16 protein-coding genes are annotated in these 23488 nt (G+C 41.9%); 10 read left to right on the top strand and 6 right to left on the bottom strand.

What is annotated here, in order from left to right; translation table 11 throughout:
* Together V5804_RS09695 and V5804_RS09690 are read right to left on the bottom strand one after the other, a co-directional pair.
* Positions 1-1325, bottom strand: a 1325-nt coding sequence (locus tag V5804_RS09695) for an AAA domain-containing protein (protein ID WP_369591192.1), incomplete at its 3' end; no start/stop codon positions are given.
* 31 nt (positions 1326-1356) lie between these two features.
* Positions 1357-1695 (bottom strand): cupin domain-containing protein, encoded by a 339-nt coding sequence (locus tag V5804_RS09690; RefSeq protein WP_369591191.1) that lies wholly within the window; start codon positions 1693-1695, stop codon positions 1357-1359.
* A gap of 127 nt (positions 1696-1822) precedes the next feature.
* On the opposite strand from V5804_RS09690, the gene V5804_RS09685 reads away from it, so the two are divergent.
* From V5804_RS09685 to V5804_RS09660, 6 genes are all read left to right on the top strand, one after another.
* Entirely contained in the window at positions 1823-4075 is a 2253-nt protein-coding gene (locus tag V5804_RS09685; protein ID WP_369591190.1) for a glycoside hydrolase family 3 N-terminal domain-containing protein, read from the top strand.
* A 166-nt stretch (positions 4076-4241) separates the two neighbouring features.
* Entirely contained in the window at positions 4242-5525 is a 1284-nt protein-coding gene (locus V5804_RS09680) for a cellulase family glycosylhydrolase (RefSeq protein WP_369591189.1), read from the top strand.
* A 19-nt stretch (positions 5526-5544) separates the two neighbouring features.
* Positions 5545-7401: a sodium:solute symporter family protein gene (locus V5804_RS09675; protein ID WP_369591188.1), complete on the top strand. Its 1857-nt coding sequence runs from the start codon at positions 5545-5547 to the stop codon at positions 7399-7401.
* A gap of 17 nt (positions 7402-7418) precedes the next feature.
* The gene (locus V5804_RS09670; RefSeq protein ID WP_369591187.1) at positions 7419-8606 is read left to right on the top strand and encodes a glycosidase; all 1188 of its coding nucleotides are present in this window, start codon (positions 7419-7421) and stop codon (positions 8604-8606) included.
* A gap of 188 nt (positions 8607-8794) precedes the next feature.
* Positions 8795-11170, top strand: coding sequence for a TonB-dependent receptor (locus tag V5804_RS09665; protein ID WP_369591186.1), 2376 nt, complete (start codon positions 8795-8797; stop codon positions 11168-11170).
* Between the two features lie 132 nt (positions 11171-11302).
* On the top strand, positions 11303-11893 hold the full coding sequence (locus V5804_RS09660; RefSeq protein ID WP_369591185.1) for an NUDIX domain-containing protein: 591 nt from the start codon (positions 11303-11305) through the stop codon (positions 11891-11893).
* A gap of 346 nt (positions 11894-12239) precedes the next feature.
* On the opposite strand, the gene V5804_RS09655 is transcribed toward V5804_RS09660, so the two are convergent.
* Both V5804_RS09655 and V5804_RS09650 read right to left on the bottom strand, forming a co-directional pair.
* Entirely contained in the window at positions 12240-13517 is a 1278-nt protein-coding gene (locus V5804_RS09655) for a NupC/NupG family nucleoside CNT transporter (RefSeq protein ID WP_369591184.1), read from the bottom strand.
* Between the two features lie 77 nt (positions 13518-13594).
* Complete coding sequence (locus V5804_RS09650) at positions 13595-14197, bottom strand: bifunctional nuclease domain-containing protein (RefSeq protein ID WP_369591183.1); 603 nt, start codon at positions 14195-14197, stop codon at positions 13595-13597.
* Positions 14198-14511: 314 nt separating this feature from the next.
* On the opposite strand from V5804_RS09650, the gene V5804_RS09645 reads away from it, so the two are divergent.
* Complete coding sequence (locus V5804_RS09645; protein ID WP_369591182.1) at positions 14512-14853, top strand: tetratricopeptide repeat protein; 342 nt, start codon at positions 14512-14514, stop codon at positions 14851-14853.
* Positions 14854-14865: 12 nt separating this feature from the next.
* A complete protein-coding gene (gene chrA, locus V5804_RS09640; protein ID WP_369591181.1) occupies positions 14866-16065 on the top strand; it encodes a chromate efflux transporter in 1200 nt (399 codons plus the stop codon).
* Between the two features lie 159 nt (positions 16066-16224).
* Here the strand turns inward: chrA and dnaB are convergent, their stop codons facing one another.
* The gene (dnaB, locus tag V5804_RS09635) at positions 16225-17787 is read right to left on the bottom strand and encodes a replicative DNA helicase (RefSeq protein WP_369591194.1); all 1563 of its coding nucleotides are present in this window, start codon (positions 17785-17787) and stop codon (positions 16225-16227) included.
* Between the two features lie 311 nt (positions 17788-18098).
* Here dnaB and rlmB point away from each other — a divergent pair, with 311 nt between their 5' ends.
* Together rlmB and V5804_RS09625 are read left to right on the top strand one after the other, a co-directional pair.
* Positions 18099-18866 carry a 23S rRNA (guanosine(2251)-2'-O)-methyltransferase RlmB gene (gene rlmB, locus V5804_RS09630; protein WP_369591193.1) on the top strand — a complete coding sequence of 256 codons (768 nt, stop codon included), beginning with the start codon at positions 18099-18101 and terminating at the stop codon, positions 18864-18866.
* A gap of 386 nt (positions 18867-19252) precedes the next feature.
* On the top strand, positions 19253-21664 hold the full coding sequence (locus tag V5804_RS09625) for an ABC transporter permease (protein ID WP_369591180.1): 2412 nt from the start codon (positions 19253-19255) through the stop codon (positions 21662-21664).
* Positions 21665-21960: 296 nt separating this feature from the next.
* Here the strand turns inward: V5804_RS09625 and V5804_RS09620 are convergent, their stop codons facing one another.
* The gene (locus tag V5804_RS09620) at positions 21961-23409 is read right to left on the bottom strand and encodes a TlpA family protein disulfide reductase (RefSeq protein ID WP_369591179.1); all 1449 of its coding nucleotides are present in this window, start codon (positions 23407-23409) and stop codon (positions 21961-21963) included.
* Positions 23410-23488 lie beyond the last annotated feature (79 nt).

The following is a 23488-nucleotide window of genomic DNA, read 5'->3' as shown; positions in this document are numbered from 1 at the left end:
ATTTCACTTTGCAGTTTTTTGTTGATGTCAACTATACCTAAAGTTGTTGAGCCAAAATATGCAGAACTTTTCTGTAAAAAATATTCTTTTGCCTTTTCTAAATAAGTATGATTCTCAACTTTGTTAAAAAGTCCTACTTTATTATCAATATCTCTAAAATTCCATTTTTTTGTTTCCCATTCTTTTATTTTATCTTTTCTTTTTTCTGGTTGTTTTTCAGAAGGCAAAGAAGGTAAGTAAGTAGCGTAGCCGTCAATTTCAGGTAGCCATCTGCCTTGTAAATGCCCTGACTTTGTATTGCATTTAGAAAAGCTATCAATAATATTAGTAACTGCTTGGTTGTTTGTTGAACATGCAAGAATCATTGACGGACTATCGCCTTTAATAGCACTTTCAACAATTTTATTTGCAACAATACTTTGTAGCAAAGTAGTTTTCCCTGTGCCTGGCGGGCCATTTACTGCAAATACTTTATCATCCGTTTGCAAAAAGGTATATAAACTTTTTCTTTGGGAGACTGAAATAGGAAAATCAAATCCCATTTGTCCTAAGTGTAAAAAATTCACTTCTATCAATTCGGAAACGGAAAGTGGTTGATTTACTACATCGTTTTTTAAGTTTATAAATTTTTCAAGCAGTAAAGTAATGTTTTTTTCTTTTAAAACCTTTTCATAAAGATGTATTATCCCTATAGCAGCGTTTACGTCTTCATCGGGTAACAGGATGATTCCGTTTTGAATTGTATTGTAACCCTCAATTTTGTAATTGCCGATAGGTTGGTCAATTGCAATACTAAAAAGTGTTTTGATATAATTAATGTATTCTTCAAAGTTTTTGTATTCTTCTTTTCCTACTGAAGTAGCTTGGTCAACTTTTTCAACTGTGCTAAAAATGAATTCTGTTTTTTCATCAGCAAGTGGCTCTAAAAATTTTCTTTGAAAAATTGGAAAGCATTCTTCGGGAACTAAAAGTTTTCCTTTTCTATTAAGGGTAGCATAATACCAAAATGGAAATTTTGATTTTTTGTCTTTTAAAAAAACCAAATTTTCAGGTATCGGCACAATTTTAAAAGGGGATATTAAAATTTGGATACTTTCTAATTTTGTCCAATTTTCGCTATCCTTATTTGACAGGCCTTTTTTCTTATTTATTCGCTCTTCTTCAAAGTCAATAAGTTTGTTTACTTGTTCTATTTGCCCAATTACTTGGAAATTAACGTTAAAATTTTCAATTTCAAAGTGTTTAAGTTTTTCAATATCTATGTCTGCCTTGAGAGAGTCAGATAAACTTTTTTTCCAATAAGTTAACCACTTTTTATGTTCCATAATTCTATTAATTGTCAATTACGCAATATCCCTACAACCTTTTATAATCTTCCCGCACCGGGCTAAAAACATCAATCAACCTGCAATCCGTTATTGCCACGCCGCCGTGTATTACATTTGGAGGGATCACGGCAAACAAACCGGGTTCCAAAACTTTTGCAAGGCCGTCCACCGTCAATTCAAACTTTCCTTCCAGCACAAAAGATAATTGTTCGTGCACATGTTGGTGCAACTGGACTTCGCTTCCTGCTTTTACTTCGATAAAATTAAGCGTGTTGCTATCGGTATGGATAAACTTGGATGAAAAACCCGGTGCAATTTCTTTTGTGGGAATATCACCAAAACTGCGGAAAACTTCTTCGTTCGTCATTTTTTATGGCTTTGCATGATTTAATGTTTTGTAATAATAAGCCTTTTTGAAGAACCAAAGCCAGCGTTAAAAAACAAAAAGTATTTCAATAGCTTTGCCATGCTTCTTTTATCCCCTAAAAATTGGTATGAAAAAATTTTTACTCTTTGCAATTCTCGCCTTTTTATCCTCTCAAATTTTCGCGCAAAACCAATTGACTGCCGCTGCCATCAACCAAAAAGTAAAAGCTTTGGTTGCACAAATGACGCTGGAAGAAAAAGTTGGCCAGATGACCCAAATTTCCATCGAAATGGTGCTGAAAACCGAAAACGGCAAACTGCTGGAACCGCGGCAACTGGACATGGACAAGCTGGCCACTTGCATCAAAAAATACAAAGTTGGTTCGCTGCTGAACGTTGGCGCAACGGCACAAACAACAGAAAACTGGCAGGCGCTGATTGTGGCCGTTCAAAAAATGGCTTTGCAGGAACGCCTCAAAATTCCGGTTTTATATGGGATTGATGCCATCCGCGGTAATAATTATACCCTAAAAACAGTATTGTTTCCGCAGCAAATTGCGCAGGCAGCTTCTTTTAACCCGGAAGTTTCGCGCAAAGCTTCCGAAATTTCTGCTTACGAAACCCGTGCTTCTTTTATCCCCTGGACTTTTAGTCCGGTTTTAGATCTCGGCCGTCAGCCGATGTGGCCGCGTATTTATGAAACTTTTGGCGAAGACCCTTACCTAGGCATGCAGATGGGATTGGCCACGATCAATGGTTTCCAGGGAAATAACCCAATGGTGGAAGACAAATACCATGTTTTGGCCTGCCTGAAACATTACCTGGGCTACAGCAACCCCTTGAGCGGGCACGACCGTACACCGGCCTGGATCCCGGAACGCGAAATGCGCGAATACTTTTTGCCGCAATTTGCCGCCGCCGTAAAAGCAGGTGCAAAAACAGTGATGGTAAACAGTGCAGAAATTAATGGCGTTCCGGTTCATGCCAATCATCATATTTTAACGGATATTTTAAAAGGCGAACTGAATTTTCAGGGTTTTGCCGTGAGCGACTGGCAGGACATCCAATACCTTTACCTGCGCCATCGCGTAGCAAAAGATGATAAAGATGCTGTTGCCTTGGCCGTAAACGCCGGTATTGACATGAGCATGGTGCCGACGGATTATACCTTTACCGAGGATTTACTGGCCGATGTAAAAGCAGGCAAAGTTTCGATGGCGCGGATCAACGATGCCGTAAGCCGGATTTTGAAAGTGAAATATGAATCGGGAATCTTTAACGATCCGATTGGCAACGCCAGCGATTATCCGGATGTAAACAGCACGGCGCACAACCAAGCAAACTATAACGCCGCTTCCGAATGTATCACGTTGCTGAAAAACACCAACAATTTTTTGCCCTTGTCCGCAGGAAAAAAACTATTGGTAACCGGGCCAACAGCCAATACGATGCGTTCTTTAAACGGCGGCTGGAGCAGAAGCTGGCAAGGCGATACCAGCGACGAAACCGAAAAAGACAAAAACACCATCCTGGAAGCCATTCAAAATGTTTTTGGAAAAGGCAAGGTAGATTACAGTGAAGGCGTGAGTTTTGAAAAAGCCATTAACATAGAGGAAACGGTGAATAAAGCAATGCGTGCCGATGCGGTTGTGCTTTGTTTGGGCGAAAATTCTTATACCGAAACGCCGGGAAACATCAACGACCTCACTATTTCTGCGCCGCAAATTGCTTTGGCTACTGCTCTGGCCAAAACCGGAAAACCCATTGTTTTGGTTTTGGCAGAAGGCCGTCCGCGTGTTGTTTCTGCCATCGAACCTGGTACAACTGCGGTTTTGCACACTTATATTTTGGGCAACGAAGGCGGAAATGTGGTGGCAGATGTATTGGCCGGCAAGGTCAACCCAAGCGGGCGTTTGCCTTACACTTACCCGCGCTATACCAACAGTTTGGTTAATTATTACCGCAAATACACCGAAAATAAAGACGTAAATGATGAAGCTGCAGGCTACGACCCGCAATGGGAATTTGGTTTTGGCATGAGCTATACTTCTTTTAAATACAGCAATTTGAAGTTGAGCAGCAACAAACTGTCGGAAAAAGGAAACATCACGGTAACGGTAGAGGTAACCAACACCGGGAAAATGGCCGGAAAAGAATCGGTATTAATGTACGTAAGCGACCTGGTTGCTTCCATCACCCCGGAATTTAAACGGCTGCGTGCTTTTGAAAAGATTGATTTGCAGCCCGGCCAAACCAAAACCGTAACATTCACAATCAACAAAGAAAAATTATCGTTTATCAATTACGATTTAAAGCGCGTAACCGAACCTGGCGATTTCAAGATAACGATTGCCGATTTGAGCACCAACTTTCAGTATTAACCTCTTTGTTTTCAAAAAACCGCATACTGTTTTTATCGCCTAAAAATCAGTAAAAGGCAGAATAGTTTTAACAATTGTTAAAACACTATTAACCGGCTTGGGCAGGCTGGCTTAGCTTTGCCCAAGTTATCGCAATAGAAAAGATACCTTTACCCACCTAAAAAACATGCATAAAAACAGTATTGCCGCTTTGGCCTTTTGCCTGCTGTCGTTTTCGGTTTCGGCACAAAATTTTGTCAAAACTCAAGGCTGCCAGTTTATGCTCAACGGCAAACCTTATTATTACATCGGCACCAATTATTGGTACGGCGGTTTGTTGCAGGCGGTAAAAGGCGAAAAGGGAAGGGCAAGGCTGAAGCAGGAACTGGATTTTTTAAAGTCAAAAGGTGTAACCAACCTGCGTGTATTGGCGGGATCAGAAGGCGTAGGAATGGAAAACGGGATTCAGCGCGTAAAACCGGCATTGCAACCGGAACACCATGTTTACAAACCGGAAATCCTGGAAAGCCTGGATTATTTGCTGAACGAAATGCACAAACGCGATATGCGCGCCGTGCTTTATTTAAGCAACAACTGGGAGTGGAGCGGCGGATTTTTGCAATACCTGAACTGGAACGGACAGTTGGCCGATTCGACCATGCGCAAAAAGCTGAACTGGGACGGGCAGCGCAATGAAACCAGCAAATTTTATACCTGCCAAAGCTGTATGCAGGATTACAGCAAACAGGTAAAACTGATTGTAACGCACATTAATAAATACAGCCATATTGCTTATTCCAACGATCCGACAATTATGGCTTGGGAACTGGCCAACGAACCACGGCCAATGCGGACAGAAGCATTTGGTGCTTTTAAAAAATGGGTTCTCGCCGCTGCAACTTACATCAAATCTATTGATAAAAACCATTTGGTTACCACCGGAACGGAAGGCGTTATGGGATCGGAAGGTTCTGCGAAACTATTTTCGGATGTCCATGCTTTCAAACCAATTGATTATTTGACGATCCACATCTGGCCAAAAAATTGGGGCTGGTTTCGGGATACGAGCATTGCCGAAAATCTGCCGCAAGTAATTTCAAAATCCGTTGCTTATATCCGCCAGCACGAAGCAATTGCCAAAGCACTTGATAAACCTTTGGTGCTGGAAGAATTTGGTTTGCCGCGGGATGCGCAGTCTTTCGATCCAACATCAACCACCTCTTCCCGCAACAAATATTATGAAGCCGTTTTTAACGAATGGAAACGCAGCATGAAAACCAACGGCTCAATTGCCGGCTGTAATTTTTGGGCTTTCGGAGGGACGGCACGGCCAATTGCCGGACAGGTTTTTTGGAAAGAAGGCGATGATTTTATGGGCGACCCGCCGCAGGAAGAACAAGGTTTGAATGCTGTTTTTAGCACTGATAATTCGACCTGGAAAATCATTCAAAATTTTACTTCATCAAAATAAAAGCAGGGCCGGGAAATAAATGAAACTAAGATTAATAGACGTATTCATCCTTGTTGCGTACCTCATCCTGATGCTGATGATCGGCTGGTACATGCGCAAAAAAGCCAGCGAAAACAAGGAAAGCTACCTGATGGGCGGCAAAAAATTGCCCTGGTACATGCTGGGTTTGAGCGATGCTTCGGATATGTTTGATATCAGCGGAACCATGTGGATGGTGGCCCTATGCTTCGTTTATGGCCTAAAAAGTATCTGGATCCCGTGGCTTTGGCCGGTGTTTAACCAGGTTTTCAACATGATGTTTTTGGCAAAATGGCTGCGCCGTTCCAACGCTGATACCGGTGCCGAATGGTTGGCCACGCGTTTTGGAACAGTTGGAAAAAACGTAAAAGCATCGCACAATGTAACCGTGGCTTTTGCTTTGATCGGTTGTTTGGGCTTTCTGGCTTACGGTTTTATCGGACTGGGCAAGTTCATCGAAATCTTCGTTCCCTGGAATTTGGTTGAAGCTTACGTTCCTTTCCACGTTGCACCGGAATATGTGGCTCATTTTTACGGCATCATCTTCACGCTTTTTGCCATGTTTTACTCCATTTTAGGTGGCATGCACAGTATTGTTCTGGGCGATGTGATCAAGTATGCCATCATGACCGTTGGTTGTATCGCCATTGCCATCATCGCGATGATCAATTTGCATGGCCACAGCGGCCATTCTTTAAATGTTCCTGCAGGTTGGGGAAACCCGTTTTTTGGCTGGCACTTGAATATGGATTGGCGGCACATTATTCCGGATGCAAACCAAAAAATCAAAGATGATGGCTTCGGTTTGTTCGGCATCTTTTTTATGATGATGCTTTTCAAAGGCGTTTTTGCAAGTTGGGCCGGCCCGGCTCCAAATTACGATATGCAAAAAATGCTGTCCACGCAATCGCCAAAAGATGCTTCCAAAATGACGGGTTTTGTGTCCATCATGCTGCTACCAATCCGTTATTCCATGGTCATCGGTTTAACTGTTTTGGCTTTGCTGTATTACAATCAGCTTGATCTGGCAGCACCGGGAGGCGGAACGGATTTTGAAAAGATACTACCAGGAGCTATCAACAACTTTTTGCCGGTCGGGATTTTAGGGATTGTGCTGACCGGTTTGCTGGGTGCTTTTATGGGTACTTTCTCCGGAACTTTAAATGCGGCACAAGCTTATGTGGTCAATGATATTTACCTGAAATACGTCAACCCGAACGCGCCGACTAAAGCCATTATCTCTATGAATTATTTGGTTGGTGTGGTGGTGGTGGTATTAGGGGTTACGTTAGGTTTTTTTGCAAAAGACGTCAACAGTGTTTTGCAATGGATTGTAGGCGGATTATACGGCGGTTACATCGCGGCCAACGTTTTAAAATGGTACTGGTGGCGCTTTAATGCCAACGGTTTTTTCTGGGGAATGGCCAGCGGCATCGCCATGGCGTTGCTGATGCCTTATCTGAAAGTCTGGTTCCCGTCGGTGTTTTTCAGCCTGGATTTGTACAACTGGCCTTTGCTGTTTGTTATTTCTATTATCGGTTGTATCGCCGGGACTTACTCAGCACCGCCAACCGATACCGAGGTTTTGAAAAAGTTTTACCGCACCGTCCGTCCCTGGGGTTTTTGGAAACCGATACACGAATTGGTTGTGGCAGACGATGCTTCTTTTACCGGCAATAAAAGGTTCAAGCTGGATATGTTTAACGTGGTAATTGGTGTTATTGCACAGGCTTGTTTCACCATTTTGCCCATGTATGTTATCCTTTGGATGAAACTACCTTTGCTGATTACCGTTTCGCTGATTGTGGTGATCGTCCTTATCCTGAAAAAAACCTGGTGGGACAAACTCGAAAATTAATTTTATAAAAAATAGAAATGTTGGATACGACCATAGATTTTGATGCCCGTTTAACCGAAATTAAAGATAGGTACGAGCAATTGATCAACCAAAAAAATACAGAAGCAGAAAACGGAAACGGCATTTATACACGTTACCAAAACGCCATTTTAACGGCTGCCCATGTTCCTTATTTTTGGAAATACGATTTGAATCCGGAAACAAACCCGTTTTTGATGGAGCGCATCGGCATCAATGCTGCTTTTAATGCCGGCGCGATTAAGTTTGAAGGAAAATACGTTTTGGCAGTGAGGGTAGAAGGTGCAGACCGGAAATCTTTTTTTGCGATTGCCGAAAGCCCGACGGGAATTGATCAGTTTTCTTTTTGGGATTACCCGATAGCAATGCCGCAAGGAGCAAACCCAATTGATACCAACGTTTATGATATGCGTTTGGTGAAGCATGAAGACGGCTGGATTTACGGTTTGTTTTGTACCGAACGCCGTGATCCTTCAGCTCCGGCCGGTGATCAGTCTTCTGCCATTGCACAATGCGGTATTGCCAGAACGCATGATTTGAAACATTGGGAGCGTTTGCCTGATCTGAAAACACCTTCGCCGCAACAGCGCAACGTTGTTTTGCACCCGGAGTTTGTGGATGGAAAATATGCTTTTTACACTCGGCCGCAAGATAGTTTTATCGAAGCCGGAAGCGGCGGCGGAATCGGTTTCGGCGTTTCCGAATCCATGAACCCGGCCATTGTAAATGAAGAAATTGTGGTTGACCGAAAAGTTTACCACACAGTTTACGAAGCAAAAAACGGTTTAGGCCCGGCACCCATCAAAACAGAAAAAGGCTGGCTGCATTTGGCTCACGGCGTACGTAATACGGCTGCCGGTTTGCGCTATGTGTTGTATTTGTTCATGACGGATTTGCACGACCTAACCAAAGTCATCCACAAACCAAACGGTTATTTTATTGCGCCGGAAGGCGAGGAACGGATTGGCGATGTTTCCAATGTGGTGTTCAGCAACGGCTGGATTGCAGATGACGACGGCAAAGTTTTCATCTATTACGCTTCTTCGGATACGCGGATGCACGTGGCCACCAGCACGATTGAACAGTTGATAGATTATGTAACCAATACGCCCGAAGATAGATTTACTTCTGCCGAAACCGTCAAATCCATTTATAAGCAGGTGCAGCAAAACCAACGATTTTTATAGGGTAAAAACAGTATCGTTATTTCATCAAAAACAACAATTTATGCCGATGCTTCTTTTATCGGCATAAAATTGGTGAAACACTTTTGCTGAATCAAAAAATTTCCAATCAGCCTTGAGGTTAAATAACTTGAGGCCGATTTATTTTTGCTTAAAATTGCCCCGCTTATTAAGCTAAACCTTTACCAAAAATGAATAAACCAATACCTGCATTTTTTGCCTTTATATATTTGTTGCTGTTAAGCTTTCAGGTTCAAAGCCAGCAATTTCAAACCCTGACAGGCACCGTAACCAATCTTCAGGCAAAGCCCATTAACCAGGCAAAGGTTTTCATTTTAAACACAGGTTTTACGGCAGTAACTGACCAAAAAGGTGAATTCCGAATTGCTGCGCCAACCACTTCCGGCAATTACCAGGTTCAGGTTAGTGCGCCCGGTTATTCTTCAACCATCAAAACAATAAATATTAATGCAGAAAGAAATAGCATCAATTTTACTTTGCTTGAAGAAAGTCGGCAATTAAGCGAAGTGGTGGTTACGGCGCAAAAACGAGACGAAGACCCGCAGAAAACTGCCGTTAGCATTACCACTTTATCGGCCAGGGCGGTAGAAGCTTACCGGCTGCAAAACGCCAGCCAACTGACTGGCATCGTGCCAAACTTGTATTCGGCCAATCCCGGCGACCAGCGTAACGTTACTTCTGTCAGAGGTATCTCAACCACATCTTATGACCCGGCCGTGGGTACTTATATTGATGGCGTGGCACAATTTGGCCTGGATACTTACATTTCGCAATTGCTTGATGTAGAGCGGATTGAAGTGTTAAGAGGGCCGCAGGGAACTTTGTACGGGCGAAATGCCATGGCCGGGATCATCAACATTATTACCCGCGAACCAACCAACGAAACAACAGGTTCGGCGGGAATAGAAATGGGCAATTACGGCAAACAACGCTATACTTTGGCGTTGCGAACACCAATCGTAAAAGATAAATTGTATTTTGGAATAGCCGGTTTGTACAACCATTTGGATGGTTTTTATACCAATCTTTTCAACAACACCAAGTTCGATAGGCAGCATACTTTTATGGGCAATTATTTTTTAAAATACCTGGCCGGCCAAAATTGGATGATCACCTTGAATGCAAAAAATACCGAAAACCGGAACAACGGTGCATTTCCCCTGGCCGTCAGCCCGGATGAAGCTTTAAACAATCCTTACCAAATCAACCAAAATTCTGTTGCCCGTATGGTTGATAATTTGTTCAATTCTTCCTTGTCGGTACAATATTCCGGACCAGGTTTCAATTTCAGTTCGCAGTCGGCTTATCAGTCCAACCATCGGTATTACCAACAACCCATTGATGGCGATTTTTCTGCTGCCGATGCTGTTTCTATCATTAATAATTATGGAAATCGTTTTAATAAAGTTCAGGTTTTGACACAGGAATTTCGGTTTTCTTCTCCTGCAAAAACAAATTCGGCTCTGACGTGGGCAACTGGCGTTTACAGTTTTTACCAGGACAATCCGGTGAAGCAAGGCACGCATTTTGGCAATGATGCCGCTTTGGTTGGTTCGCCCATTGCTGATTTTACCAGCATCAATACCAATTTGGGCAAAAGTTTTGGCGTTGCAGTTTACGGTCAGGGAACTTATGCTTTGACCCAAAAGCTTGATTTAACGTTAGGCATCCGGTATGATTATGAGCATCAAAAAGAGCATATCAAAGGCGAGTTCCAGATGGACGGGCAAGAGGCAATGGTAACGCGGCCTGATACTGCTTCGGCAACGGCTTACCATGCTTTTTCGCCCAAGGCCGGTTTGGCTTTCCGTGTTGCCGAAAACCATTTGTTGTATGGCACTTACAGCCGTGGTTTCAGAACGGGCGGGATTAGTCAGCTTTCTTCCGATCCTTCGCAGCCGCCCTTGTACGCTTACCAGCCCGAATACAGCAACAATTTTGAAGTTGGTTCTAAAAATACTTTTTTCGACAACCGTTTGCGCTTAATTTTTACGGCTTTTTATACCACGGTCAACCATGCGCAAGTGCCCACTTTGGTTTTGCCGGATGCCATCACCATCACCCGTAATGTAGGAAAACTGCACAGCAAAGGTTTGGAACTGGAACTGGCCGCAACGCCTTTTGCAGGATTGGAAATCAGCAACAACATTGGTTTGACCAATGCCAAATACACCGATTTGGTTTTGGCAAACAACGGAAAACCTTTTAGCGGTGCAAACAACCACCCGGTTTTTTCGCCCAACGCCACTTCCATGACGGCTTTGCAATACAGCCGCGCGATCAGCAATGATCAGAAAATAAAGTTTTTTGTGCGGGGAGAATGGTTGTACGTAGGCGACCAGTTTTTTGATTTGGCCAATACCATCGAACAGAAACCGTATCATTTGTTTAACAGCAGTTTTGGCATCAGCGTAAAAAATTTCAACATTAGTTTTTGGGAACGCAACCTGAGCGGCAAAAAGTACATTGCTTATGCTTATGATTTCGGCGCAACACATTTAGACGAGCCGCGTACTTACGGCATCTCGGTGAGCCAAAGGTTCTAAATGCTTCTTTTATCGGTGTTTTTTCTGATAAAGCAAACCCGGGCAATGCTTCTTTTAGTTAATGATTTTTTTTCTTGTTTAAGTGGATTGAAACCTGATCTGGTTTTTGTTGTTCTTTCTGAAAAATAAACTATGTCAGCAATTAAAATTATAGACCGCCAAAATCTGGCCGAAAGCAGCAAGTATCCATTAGAAAACGTAACCTACGAAACCACCGGCCGCGATGGAAAACCGCAGCAAAACGACTGCGAAGTTTACCACCGGCCATCCGGAGCTGCTGTTTTGCTGTACGACCCGCAAAGGAAAAAGCTGCTGTTGACTAAGCAATTACGTTTGCCAACTTATTTTAACGGAAACGAATCAGGCGATTTGATTGAGGTTTGTGCCGGGATTACGGATGAAGGCGAAACGGTAGAAGAAGGCGCCATCCGCGAAGCCAAAGAAGAATTGGGCTACGCGATAAAAAACGTAAGAAAAGTGGGGGAAGCTTACCTTTCGCCAGGCGGCGATGTAGAAATGGCGCAATTTTTTATCGGCGAATACAATTTGGGATCAAAAATTGACGAAGGCGGCGGTTTGGAAGATGAAGGCGAAAACGTAAAGGCCGTAGAAATGGATTATGCCGAAGCACGCCAAAAGCTGCAGCAAGGTGAATTTCGGGATGCAAAAACCATTATTTTGTTGCAGGATTTTTTTATGAACCGGCAGGAATTGGCTGGATAGGTTTTAGATAACAGCTTTTGATAAATGCTTCTTTTATGGCATAAAATAAAGGACACACCCCTAACCCCTCTCGAGAGGGGAAGCCTAAAGCAGACTTTTCTAAACAAAAAAGCTCAAAAGGTTTTAGGGTAAAAGGCGGAAAGGTAAACGATAGAACGGTAGCAAACTATGCTTCCCCTCTCGAGAGGGGCAAGGGGTGTGTCCTTCAACAAAACCTATAATTGTAAACCGTATCAATGCTTCTTTTACAACATAAAATTAAGTGTCGAAAAAAAATATTGAGCAGAAGCGCAAAAGGAAATCAAAGCAGAACTGGCAACACGCAATTCAAAACTTACAACCGAACTTACATTAAAATACCGGCAATCGTAGCTGATAAATAAGAAGCCAGCGTTCCGCAGATCAAAGCTTTCATGCCCAATTTTGCCAAATCGTGTCTTCGTTCCGGTGCCAATTCGCCGATGCCACCAACCTGGATGGCAATGGAACTGAAGTTGGCAAACCCGCAAAGCGCAAAACTGGAAATCAGCAAAGCTTTTGGCGTTAAACTGGCTTTAATTTTAATTAAATCAAGATAAGCCACAAATTCATTCAAAACCATTTTCGTTCCCATCAGCGAGCCAACGGTGCGCACATCTTTTCCCGGAACACCCATGGCCCAAGCAAAAACAGAAAACAACGCGCCCAAAATTTGTTTCAGGCTCAAAGTTTTTAGATCAATGCCGATAAAATCTAAACTGGCGTGTAGATTGTTGCCCATAAAAAAGCCAATCTTCCCCAAAATATAATCTACCAAAGCGATGATGGCGATAAAACCGATCAGCATCGCAATCACATTCAAGCCAACTTTTAAACCGTCGCTTGCGCCATGAGAAATCGCATCTACCAAATTGGCATCCGCTTTTTTGATCTCCAGAGAAACTTTTCCTTTCGTTTCGGAGATTTCGGTTTCGGGCCAAACAATCTTGGAAATCACCAAAGCGCCGGGCGCGGCCATGATGCTTGCAGCAAGCAAATACTCCGCCGGAACACCAAAAGAAATATAAACCGCCATCACACCGCCGGCAATGCAAGCCATGCTTCCGGCCATCGAAGCCAGTAATTCCGACATGGTCATGCCTTTTAAAAACGGTTTGATCATGATTTGCGCTTCTACCTGGCCTACAAAAGTACTGGCCACATTGGAAAGCGCTTCGGCACCCGATACACCCATCACTTTGTAAACCACAATGGCCACGCCTTTTACAACGCGCTGCATAATGCCCAAATGGTAAGCCACGCTCACTAAAACGGCCACAAAAATGATGGTTGGAATGATGCTGAAAAAGAAAATGGTATTAACTTCCGGCCCGAAAGCTTTGTTGAGAAACAAACGATCGGTAAGCGGGCCAAAAACAAAAGTTCCGCCAACGTGAGAGAAATCCAACAGTTTGGAAACCTTTTCGCCCAACCAGGCAAAAACGTGTTTTCCGACAGAAGTTTTCAAAATAAAAACCGCCAGCAGCAACTGAATGGCCAAACCGGAAAGTACAATGCGGTAGTTGATGGCTTTCCGGTTGTTGGACAATAAAAAAGCAAGGGCAAAAATCAGTACAACGCCTATCAACCCGGTAAATCTTTCCATATACGCTATTCAGCTTTAAAATAAAGCGGAAATTATAAATTAAGATCGGGAATTGCTGAAAATTTCATCACAAAAAATCAGGAAGCTTTGCGGCGCGTCAGTTCATCGCGGATTTTTGCCGCTTTTTCATAAGCTTCTTCCGATAAAGCATCTTTCAGCTTCACCTCCAATTCTTCGGTGCTAAAAGAAGTATAGCCTTTGGCCACGGCGGCGATGTTTTTTTCTTCCTGCGGGTCGGCGTTGATGTTTTCCAAATACACAAAATCGTTGCCTTCGATCACAATTCCGGCAGAAGAAAGGATAAATTCATAGGTATAGATCGGGCAGTTAAAACGAACGGCCATGGCAATTCCATCCGAAGTGCGGGCATCAATTTCCATGGTTTTTTTACCATCGGAACAAATCAGTTTAGAATAAAATATGCCGTCAATCAGATTATAAATGATCACTTCCTGAATGGTAATGTGGTAAGCCTGGGCAAAAGTTTTAAAAAGATCATGCGTTAAGGGGCGGCTGGGTGTCATCTTTTCGATTTCAATGGCAATGGCCTGCGCTTCAAAACTGCCGATCACGATTGGCAAACGGCGCCGACCGCTGATTTCGCCCAAAACCAACGCATACGCGCCGGACTGGGTTTGACTGTAGGACAAGCCTACAATATCTAATTTTATTTTTTGCATGTTATTGCCCATCGCCCATCTTCTGTTTTTGATTTTTGCCTGTACGCTTTGTTTTATTGTTGTAGTTCAACGTTGGCATTTCATTACGGTTTTGAAAATGATGTAAGAATTTGATACTGTTTTTAGCACCCTTTTTTCAGTGTCTTTTAAATCAATCCTGAACTGTAATATGTTAATTTGCATTCACCTGCTTTTCATTTGCCTTAAATTGCGCGTTGTTGGCAGTAAAAGTTATTTTTGCCTGATGCCAAGCTTTTATTGCTGATAACTTTAAAACTGCTTTTTTGCAAAAATAAAAAAATTACCTGTTTAAGATGCAGCAAACCCGACTGGACAAGCTTTTGGCGTTTTTTAATGACGAGCCAGGAGACGAATTTCTAAAATACGCGCTCGCCACCGAATATTTAAGGCTAAATGATACCGCAAAAGCTTTATCGTTTTACGAAGATTTGGTGAACAACCATCCGGCCTATGTGGGCACGTATTACCATTTGGGGAAGTTGTACGAAGCACTTGGCCGCAAGCCTGATGCTGTTTTTACCTATGAAAAAGGGATGGAAGCAGCCAAAAAAGCAAACGACATGCACGCTTTTTCTGAATTGCAGGGCGTTTACCAGGCCATAACCGGCTGGAAAGACGAATACGAAGATGACTAATTTTAAAGCATTTTGAGCAAGCGCCAAACTTTGTTTTTGCGGGATGTACTGCTTTATACATTTACTGCTTTTGGCGGCCCGCAAGCGCATTTGGCCTATTTGTTAAGGGAATTTGTTGAAAAGCGGCGTTATGTTTCGGAAGAAGAACTGATGGAACTGAACGCGCTTTCGCAGATTTTGCCGGGGCCTTCTTCCACGCAAACTTTGGTGGGCATTGCCTGGAAAACCGGCGGGCTGCGTTTGGCTTTGCTTACTTTTTTGATCTGGGTAATCCCTTCGGCAGCCATCATGTGCATCGCCGCCATTGGCTACAAAATGTTTGTGGAAAAAGGGATGTTTACCCATGCTTTCCGTTTCATCCAGCCGGTTACCGTTGGGATTGTGGCTTCTGCAGCTTATACTTTCGGGCGGAAATTTTTAAAATCAGAGTTAAGCATTCTGCTTTCCGTTTCGGCCATGGCCGCCACTTTGATTTTAAGAAGCGCTTACGCTTTCCCGATTTTAATTATGATGGGCGGCATCATTTCTTCTGCTTTTGAAGCCAAGCCGGAGGAAGACGCCTTGCGCGTGAAACTGTTTGCCAATATTAACCAACGGAAAGTGATTTATTTTATCGGCATTTTACTGTTTTTTGCTGTTTTGGGCGCGGTGGTCAACCAAACTTCACCGTATAGTTTGCCCATCCGTTTGTTCGAAAATTTTTACCGCAACGGTATTTTGATTTTTGGCGGAGGCCAGGTTTTGGTTCCGCTGATGTTCACCGAGTTTGTGGAAATGAAGCATTACCTCAGCAATTCCGAGTTTTTATCGGGCTACGCCTTGCAGCAAATTTTGCCGGGTCCAACTTTTGCCTTTACTTCTTTTATCGGTGGGTTAACGCTGGGCAACCGCGGTTACGGTATCAGCGGACAAATCGCCGGCAGTTTCATTTCCATGTTGGGCATCAATTTGCCGGGCTTAATCTTGATTTTGTTTATCGTTCCGTTTTGGGACGATCTGAAAAGAATTAGCCGCATCCGTAATTCTTTAAGCGGCATCAACGCCGTTGCGGTTGGTTTTATGGTTGCCGCTTTTTTGTTTCTGGCCAAACCTTTTGCCACTAATTTAGTAGGCATTGGTTTGATGATCGGCACTTTTTTGCTGCTTCAGTTTACGCCGATAAAAACACCATTTGTGATTTTGATTGCGCTGTTGCTGAGTGTGGTTTTCTGATTAAAAGCCAGGTTGAAATTTATTTAACTAACTTTTAATGCTTCTTTTACCACCTAAAAACTTGCAGCATTTGGTTTGATTTGAATTTGATACATTCACCAATTTTTATGTGGTAAAAGAAGCATTAAGATTTTTTCTTGTACAAATTTAAACCAACCCTTAAAACGGCGCCTCATCCTCCATATCATCCATTCGCGACGGCCGGATAATAAAGTTATTTGGCTTTTCAAACTCGGCAGAAGGTTTTAAACCGGCAGAAGCACTAGCCGGAGAAAAATCGCCGGAAGTATCGTCCAAATCGGTAAATTTCACATATTTGCCCACAAACTTCAACCGCACGCGGCCGGTTTCGCCGTTTCGGTGCTTCGCAATAATGATCTCGCCAACACCTTGCGTTGGGTTGTTGTCTTCGTCAAACTCCAAACCATAATATTCCGGGCGGTATAAAAACAAAACCATATCTGCATCCTGCTCAATCGAACCCGATTCCCGCAAATCTGAAAGCATTGGCCGTTTTGATCCGCCGGGACGATTTTCGACTGCACGGCTCAACTGCGAAAGCGCAATCACCGGTACGTTCAATTCTTTGGCAACCGATTTTAATGCCCTCGAAATACTGCCGATTTCCTGCTCGCGGTTGCCGCCGCCTTTGCCTTCGCCCTTGCCCTGCATCAACTGCAAATAATCAATGATGATCATTTGGATATCATGCTGCGATTTCAACCTCCGGCATTTGGCTCGGAACTCAAAAATATTCAAAGCCGGCGTATCATCAATAATCAGCGGCGCTTGTTCTAAACGGCCAATTTTAGAGTGGATTTGCTGCCATTCCCATTCTTCGAGATTGCCTTTTCGGATTTTTTCCTGCTCGATGTTTGTCTCGCCGGAAACCAAACGGTTAACCAATTGAATGGACGACATTTCCAGCGAAAACACGACAACTGGTTTGTTAAAATCAACCGCCGCATTTCGGGCGCAACTTAAAACGAAAGCGGTTTTACCCATCGCCGGGCGAGCAGCAATAATTACGAGATCAGATTTTTGCCAGCCTGAAGTCATTCGGTCCAGATCTGTAAAACCGGAAGCAACGCCCGTTAAACCGTCTTTTTTATTCTTCAAAAGTTCCATTTCCTTCAGCGTTTCGTGCATCAGGTCATCCATTTTGCGGGAATCTCTGCGGAGGTTATTTTGGGCGATATCGAACAGGTTTTTCTCGGCTTTGTCCAGCAAATCCAAAACATCGGTCGTGTCTTCGTAAGCCTGACTGATGACTTCTGTAGAAATTCGGATCAATTCCCGCTGCAAAAACTTTTGGATAATGATGCGCGAATGAAACTCAATATTCGCTGCCGAAGCAACCCGATTGGTCAATTCGGTAATGTAATAAGCGCCGCCGATCATTTCCAGATCGCCTTGCTGTCGTAACTGTGCCGTTACGGTTAAAATATCAACCGGCGAAGTTTTTTCGAATAGTGTTTTTATTGCCAAAAAAATCTTTTGGTGGCTGTCGCGATAAAAAACTTCCGGCTTTAAAATATCAATCACAGAAGATAAGGCATCTTTTTCCAGCATCAGCGCGCCCAACACGGCTTCCTCCAAATCCGTTGCCTGTGGTTGCAGTTTGCCTAAGTTGCCACCTGGCGTTGGGTTGGTAAACCGCGCACGGCGGTCGGGGTTAAACGTGCCTGATTTGCTTAAACTATTATCGCCTTCTAAACTCATAGCATCAAAAATAAACAAATTTGGGCGGTTAAAATTTTTTGAAAAAATCAGCATTGTTGAATACTTTTCTACCTGCCAAAACCTTGCTTTTTAACTCATAAAGCGAAAAGGTTATTGTTGGTTTATCCACAACTATTGTTAACAACTTGCCTATAAATTTTATTTTAGGTTGAAAATGAAGCAATTGAAGCAGTGTTAATAAAAGTTAAAGCTGTTAACAATTTTATGCCGATAAAAGAAGCATCTGTATTTATCGCCGCAACTGGCTGATTTTATAATTACTTTCGCGTAAAAATTTGAACAAGGATATGATGCAACGCCCGCAATTTAAAAAGGAAAGCAACCAACTAATTTTTGGCATCCGTGCCGTGATGGAAGCGATCCGTTCGGGAAAAGAAATTGAGGCGTTGTACATGCAGCGGGGTTTGGGCGGAGAATTATTTCATGAACTGAAAACGGTTTTAAACGAATACCAGATTACAGCGCAACAAGTTCCGGTGGAGAAACTGAACCGCATCACTGCAAAAAACCACCAAGGCATAATTGCCGTGATTTCTGAAATTACGTATCAAAAAATTGAAGATATTATCCCGCAAATTTACGAGCGGGGAGAAGTGCCGCTGGTTTTGGTTTTGGATGGCATAACCGATGTGCGCAACATGGGCGCCATTGCCCGCACGGCCGAATGTTCCGGCGTACACGCCATTGTTTTGCCTACAAAAAATTCAGCACAAATTAATGCCGATGCGATCAAAACTTCGGCCGGAGCGTTGTACCAAATCCCGGTTTGTCGGCATCAGAATTTGCTGCAAACCGTGCAGTTTTTACAAGCTTCGGGTTTGCAATTGGTTTGTTGCACTGAGAAAACCAATGCGGATATTTATGCGCCCGATTATACCGCGCCAACGGCCATCATTATGGGTTCCGAAGAAGACGGCATCGGTAACGAACTGATCCGCATTGCCGATCACCTCGCCAAAATCCCCATGTTCGGCAAAATAGAATCGTTAAATGTTTCGGTTTCAACAGGTGTAATTTTGTATGAGGCGATTAGGCAGCGGATAGCTGTTAGCTTATAGTTTTCAGCAATCAGCTTTCAGCAAAAAAAGTCGATAAAAGAAGTATGTTGCTTTTTTATCAAATAAAATCTATTTGCAACTAAAGCGGTATTGTAATTTGGATACTTGATGATTTTTATACGATAAAAGAAGTATTAAAAACTTTGATAAATTGGAGTAAAATGATGACATTATTACCTCGTCTTAGCTTCATTCATTCGTCTGGCCTTAACAACTGAAGGTTATAAATTTTAATTCTGATCAATTACGGACAGCAGGTGTACGATAACGAACATTAACAGACAGTATATGTACGATAACGAACATGATCAATTGATTACCTATTGATTTTCAGCATTTTACAGTTTGGCATATTGTTTCGTTAGCTAATTCTAAACACCTGCATCATGTTTAAACATTTTTTACTTATTGCCAGGCGCAATATTCTGAAGAGAAAGCTCTATAGTTTTCTCAATATCATCGGGTTAGCCATTGGGATGAGTTGCTGCATCCTGATTGCTTTGTATGTGCAGCATGAGCTTTCTTACGATCATTATAACACCAAGCACGATCATATTTATCGTGTGCTACAAACTTTTCGTAGTGGTGATAAGGGACAGAAAGTTACGTCTCCTGCACCGGAGGATTATCAGGTTTGGGGTTGCGCGCCTGTTGGGCCTGCTTTGGCGGCTGATTTTCCGCAGGTAAAAGAAGTAGTGCAGTTTATGAGTCCAGCGAGTTTATTGCTGGAATACAAAGAGAAACGTATCCAGCAGGAGAACTTAATTTTTATAGATTCTAACGCTTTTAAAGTTTTTAGCTGGAATCTCTTGCAGGGCAATCCTCAAACCGCATTAGTTGCGCCTAATAGTATTGTACTAACTCAAAAAGTAGCTGAGAAATTTTTTGGTAACAACAACGCTCTCGGCAAAATCTTTCGGGTAAATAATGAACTCAGTTTTACTGTAACCGGCGTTGTGGCTGATGTGCCGGTAAATTCACAGATTACTTTTAATGGGCTGATCTCTATGTCAACTGCCAAAAAAATGCGTAGTGACATTTTCGGTTGGTGGGGATATGTAGATTTCTACACTTATTTTATACTAAAAGACCATGCCGATATTGCTTCTATGAAGGCAGGCATTCCTGCATTCTTAAAACGGCATAACAATGAAGACCCGGGATATACAATTGCCTTTGAAAAAATGGATGATGCTTACCTGCATTCTAAAGCTACAAGGCAACCTGGACCAGTAGGTAGCATGAGCAACATTTACCTGTTCTGCTGCATTGGTTTGATTATCCTCGTCATTGCCTGTGTTAATTTTATGAATCTATCCACGGCCCGTTCACTCGAAAGAGCCAAAGAAGTAGGTGTACGAAAAGTATTGGGTGTACAACCCTCGGCACTTCGGGCGCAGTTTTTGTTCGAGTCGGTTTTGATTTCTACAGTAGCGGCCGTGCTGGCTTTGGCATTAACCAAACTAAGTCTGCCTGTAGTCAGCGTTTTATCCGGTAAAGAATTCTCTCCGAAAGTTTTCCTGAGCGGTCAGTTACTTGCAGGTATAGCTATGCTTACGTTAACAACCGGTATTTTAGCAGGTATTTATCCGGCCTGGTTTCTTTCCCGGTTTCAGCCGATATTGGTTTTGAAAGGCGTGTTCAAACCTTCGCCCAGCAATATATCACTGCGAAAAGCATTGGTTATTTTTCAGTTTACGCTTTCCATTACCTTAATTGCCGGAACGGCTGTTGTATATACACAACTAAAGTTTCTAAATAGCCATGATCTTGGATTTACTAAAGATCAAATGCTGGTTTTAAATTTTGAAGGCGATGGGCAAGTACGGCAAAACATCGAAAGAATAAAGAAATCGCTTGCTGATCAGCCGGGAGTTTTGTCGGTTGCTGCTTCACGCGCTGTTCCGGGTGAGTTTTTACCTAACGCTGGTACAGATATTCAAGGTACTAACGGTCAAATGAACAACAAAAATCCTCTGATCTACGAGATTGATTTTGACTTCATTCCCTGCCTTCACATCCCTGTAGTAGCAGGCAGGAATTTTTCACGCTCATTTTTGACCGATAGCACCCAGGCATTAGTTATCAATGAAGCTGCAGCAAAATTATACGGCTTCCGTAATCCGGCTGATGCGATTGGTAAAAAGTATGCGCAGTGGGGCCAGCAGGGAACCATAATTGGTGTGGTGAAGGATTTCAATTTCCGTTCTTTACACACAGCAGTAGAACCATTGACCTTGAGATATGGAATGCCAAGTTCGCTTAATCGTATTATAGTGGCTGTTAAGGCCGATCATATTTCCGCTACCATTACAGCACTTGAAAAAACATGGAAGACAGTGGCACCGCAAAGGCCCTTTTTGTATACTTTTTTGGATCAGTCGTTTCGCCAACAGTATGAATCTGATCAACATTTCGGATATCTTTTCTCTTTATTTTCTGGTCTGGCAATCTTAATCGCCTGTTTGGGGCTGTTTGGATTAGCTACATTTACTGCCCAGCAGCGGGTTAAAGAAATCGGGATCCGAAAAGTATTGGGTGCTTCTGTATATCATATTGTTTTACTTATCAGCAAAGATTTTATCCGTTTGGTATTTATTGCTATTGTAATAGCTGTGCCGCTCTCCCTGTTGGTAATTAACCAGTGGCTAAAAGATTTTGCTTACAGAACAACTATTAGTCCCGGAATATTTCTATACACAGGTGCCGCCGCACTTGTAATTGCCTTGTTAACTATCAGTTGGCAAACCATAAGTGCTGCTTTGGCTAATCCTGTAAATTCCATAAAAAATGAATAACAATTTAGTTTGAAGTAATACCGGCACTTTTTTACCGACTAAAAATTTTACAGAGATGAACAATAGTTTTTAGTTGATAAAAGAAGTGTGATTAGCTTATAGCCACCAGCAATCAGCTTTCAAACAAAAAATGGGCGGTAAAAGAAGCATCAGTCAAAATGCTTCTTTTACCACTATAAAATTTGCATTTGTCTCTTTGTGTTTCTGCAAAAAACAATTGACCTTACCATTTTTTATGCGATAAAAGAAGCATCTAAACAAACTTAAAATAGTTGCGCAAAAATAGTATGCTCAAATTATTCTGTTAAATATTTGTCAAGTATCTTTTTCAATTCAGGGCTGTCAGGGCCTGGGGCATTGGCAAAAACCAACTTGCCTTTTTTATTGTAAATGAGGTATCGCGGAATCGTTTTAAGTGATATTTGTTTCGGCAGGGCAGCAGTTTTGGGTTGAATAAGCAAGAAGCTATTGGCATCATTTGTTAGCCCTTCAGCATGCGATGCTGTTTCCCAATCTGTAAAATTTACATCTGTCGAAATATAAACAAATTTTATTTTTTTGTTTTTATAAAATTCTTTCAACCTAAATGCGGCTGGCATAGAAGCCCTGCAAGGAAGGCACCAACTTGCCCATAAATCAACATAGATTACATTGTTTAACGATGCTTTTATTAAATCTTTATAATCCAATTTCTTGGTTTGCAAAACATTGGTCAACATGGAAGAACCAGGCACAACCACAGGCTTTAAAGCATAATTTTTATTGATATAAGCATTGTAAATAGTATCCTTGACATCTGCTTTAAATTTTGACAAATACTTATTGGCTGTTTCTACCGGTTCTTGTTCCTCAATCATTTGTAAGCAATAGAACAGCATGTATTCTCGAACTTTGAGATTCGAAAAAGCCAACTTAACCTTTTCGTATGCCTGTTTATAATCTAACGAAATTCCATGGCCGTTTTTTATTCTGCTAATGTTTGGTCTGTCGCTCCACAAATAAGGATAGTGAAGAAAGAAATGAAAAAAATCATTGTATAAAAGGCTTTCATCATTAATAAGGGTATCAATAGGATGTTGCTGAAAAAAATTATTGGCATAAGGTTTCAACATATTGTTATTTAATACATTACCTGCAAATTCGTACTCGTTCTGCTTGGCATATAAAGCTTCCAAACCTGAGGACAATGCATTGCTTTTGACCAAAGAATCTAAAAACACTTGTTGCTGTAAGTATTCGTTATTGTATTTTTCAAACAACTTGTTTACCGGAATATGGTCTTTTGTAAAAGTGACTAAACCGTTTCCTTTCAGTGGGATTTTAAACCGTTTTTTATAATATAAAGAATAGTTTAAGTCGGCAGGTTTTGTTTTTCTATTGATGCAGGTAGCAAAAGGGATGTCATTTTTAAAGGTAAAAACAATTGTATCGCCTTGTGCAAAATAATAATTATAGGTAACGTAATTATAAAATAAATCAACAGGCAATAATGCCTTATCAGATTTAATGGTCAGTATATCATTTTTATTTGCATTGTTTAGGTCTCTGTCAATCCTTAATAAATTGTTGTTATAATACCTTAAATTATTATAAGTATAAAATACACCTTTCTTGTTAACTTGTACTGCAGAAGTGTTTTTTGTAAAGACAACAACAATGTTTTTATTCGTAGCAGAACCTTGGTTACGGATACTTGTAATGTTATGGTTAGATGGTGAAATGTAATTGGAAGCAAAAAAAAGCACTGATAAAATTGGGATGAATAAGGATTTCATTTGTTTATTTTAAAAGTTTTTTACCAAAAGCCTGTTTAAAATTACACAA

The sequence above is a fragment of the Mucilaginibacter sp. genome (assembly GCF_041088075.1).
Taxonomy (GTDB): domain Bacteria; phylum Bacteroidota; class Bacteroidia; order Sphingobacteriales; family Sphingobacteriaceae; genus Mucilaginibacter_A.
Note: the sequence above shows the minus strand (reverse complement) of the source record. Positions and strands in the feature narration are given on the sequence as shown.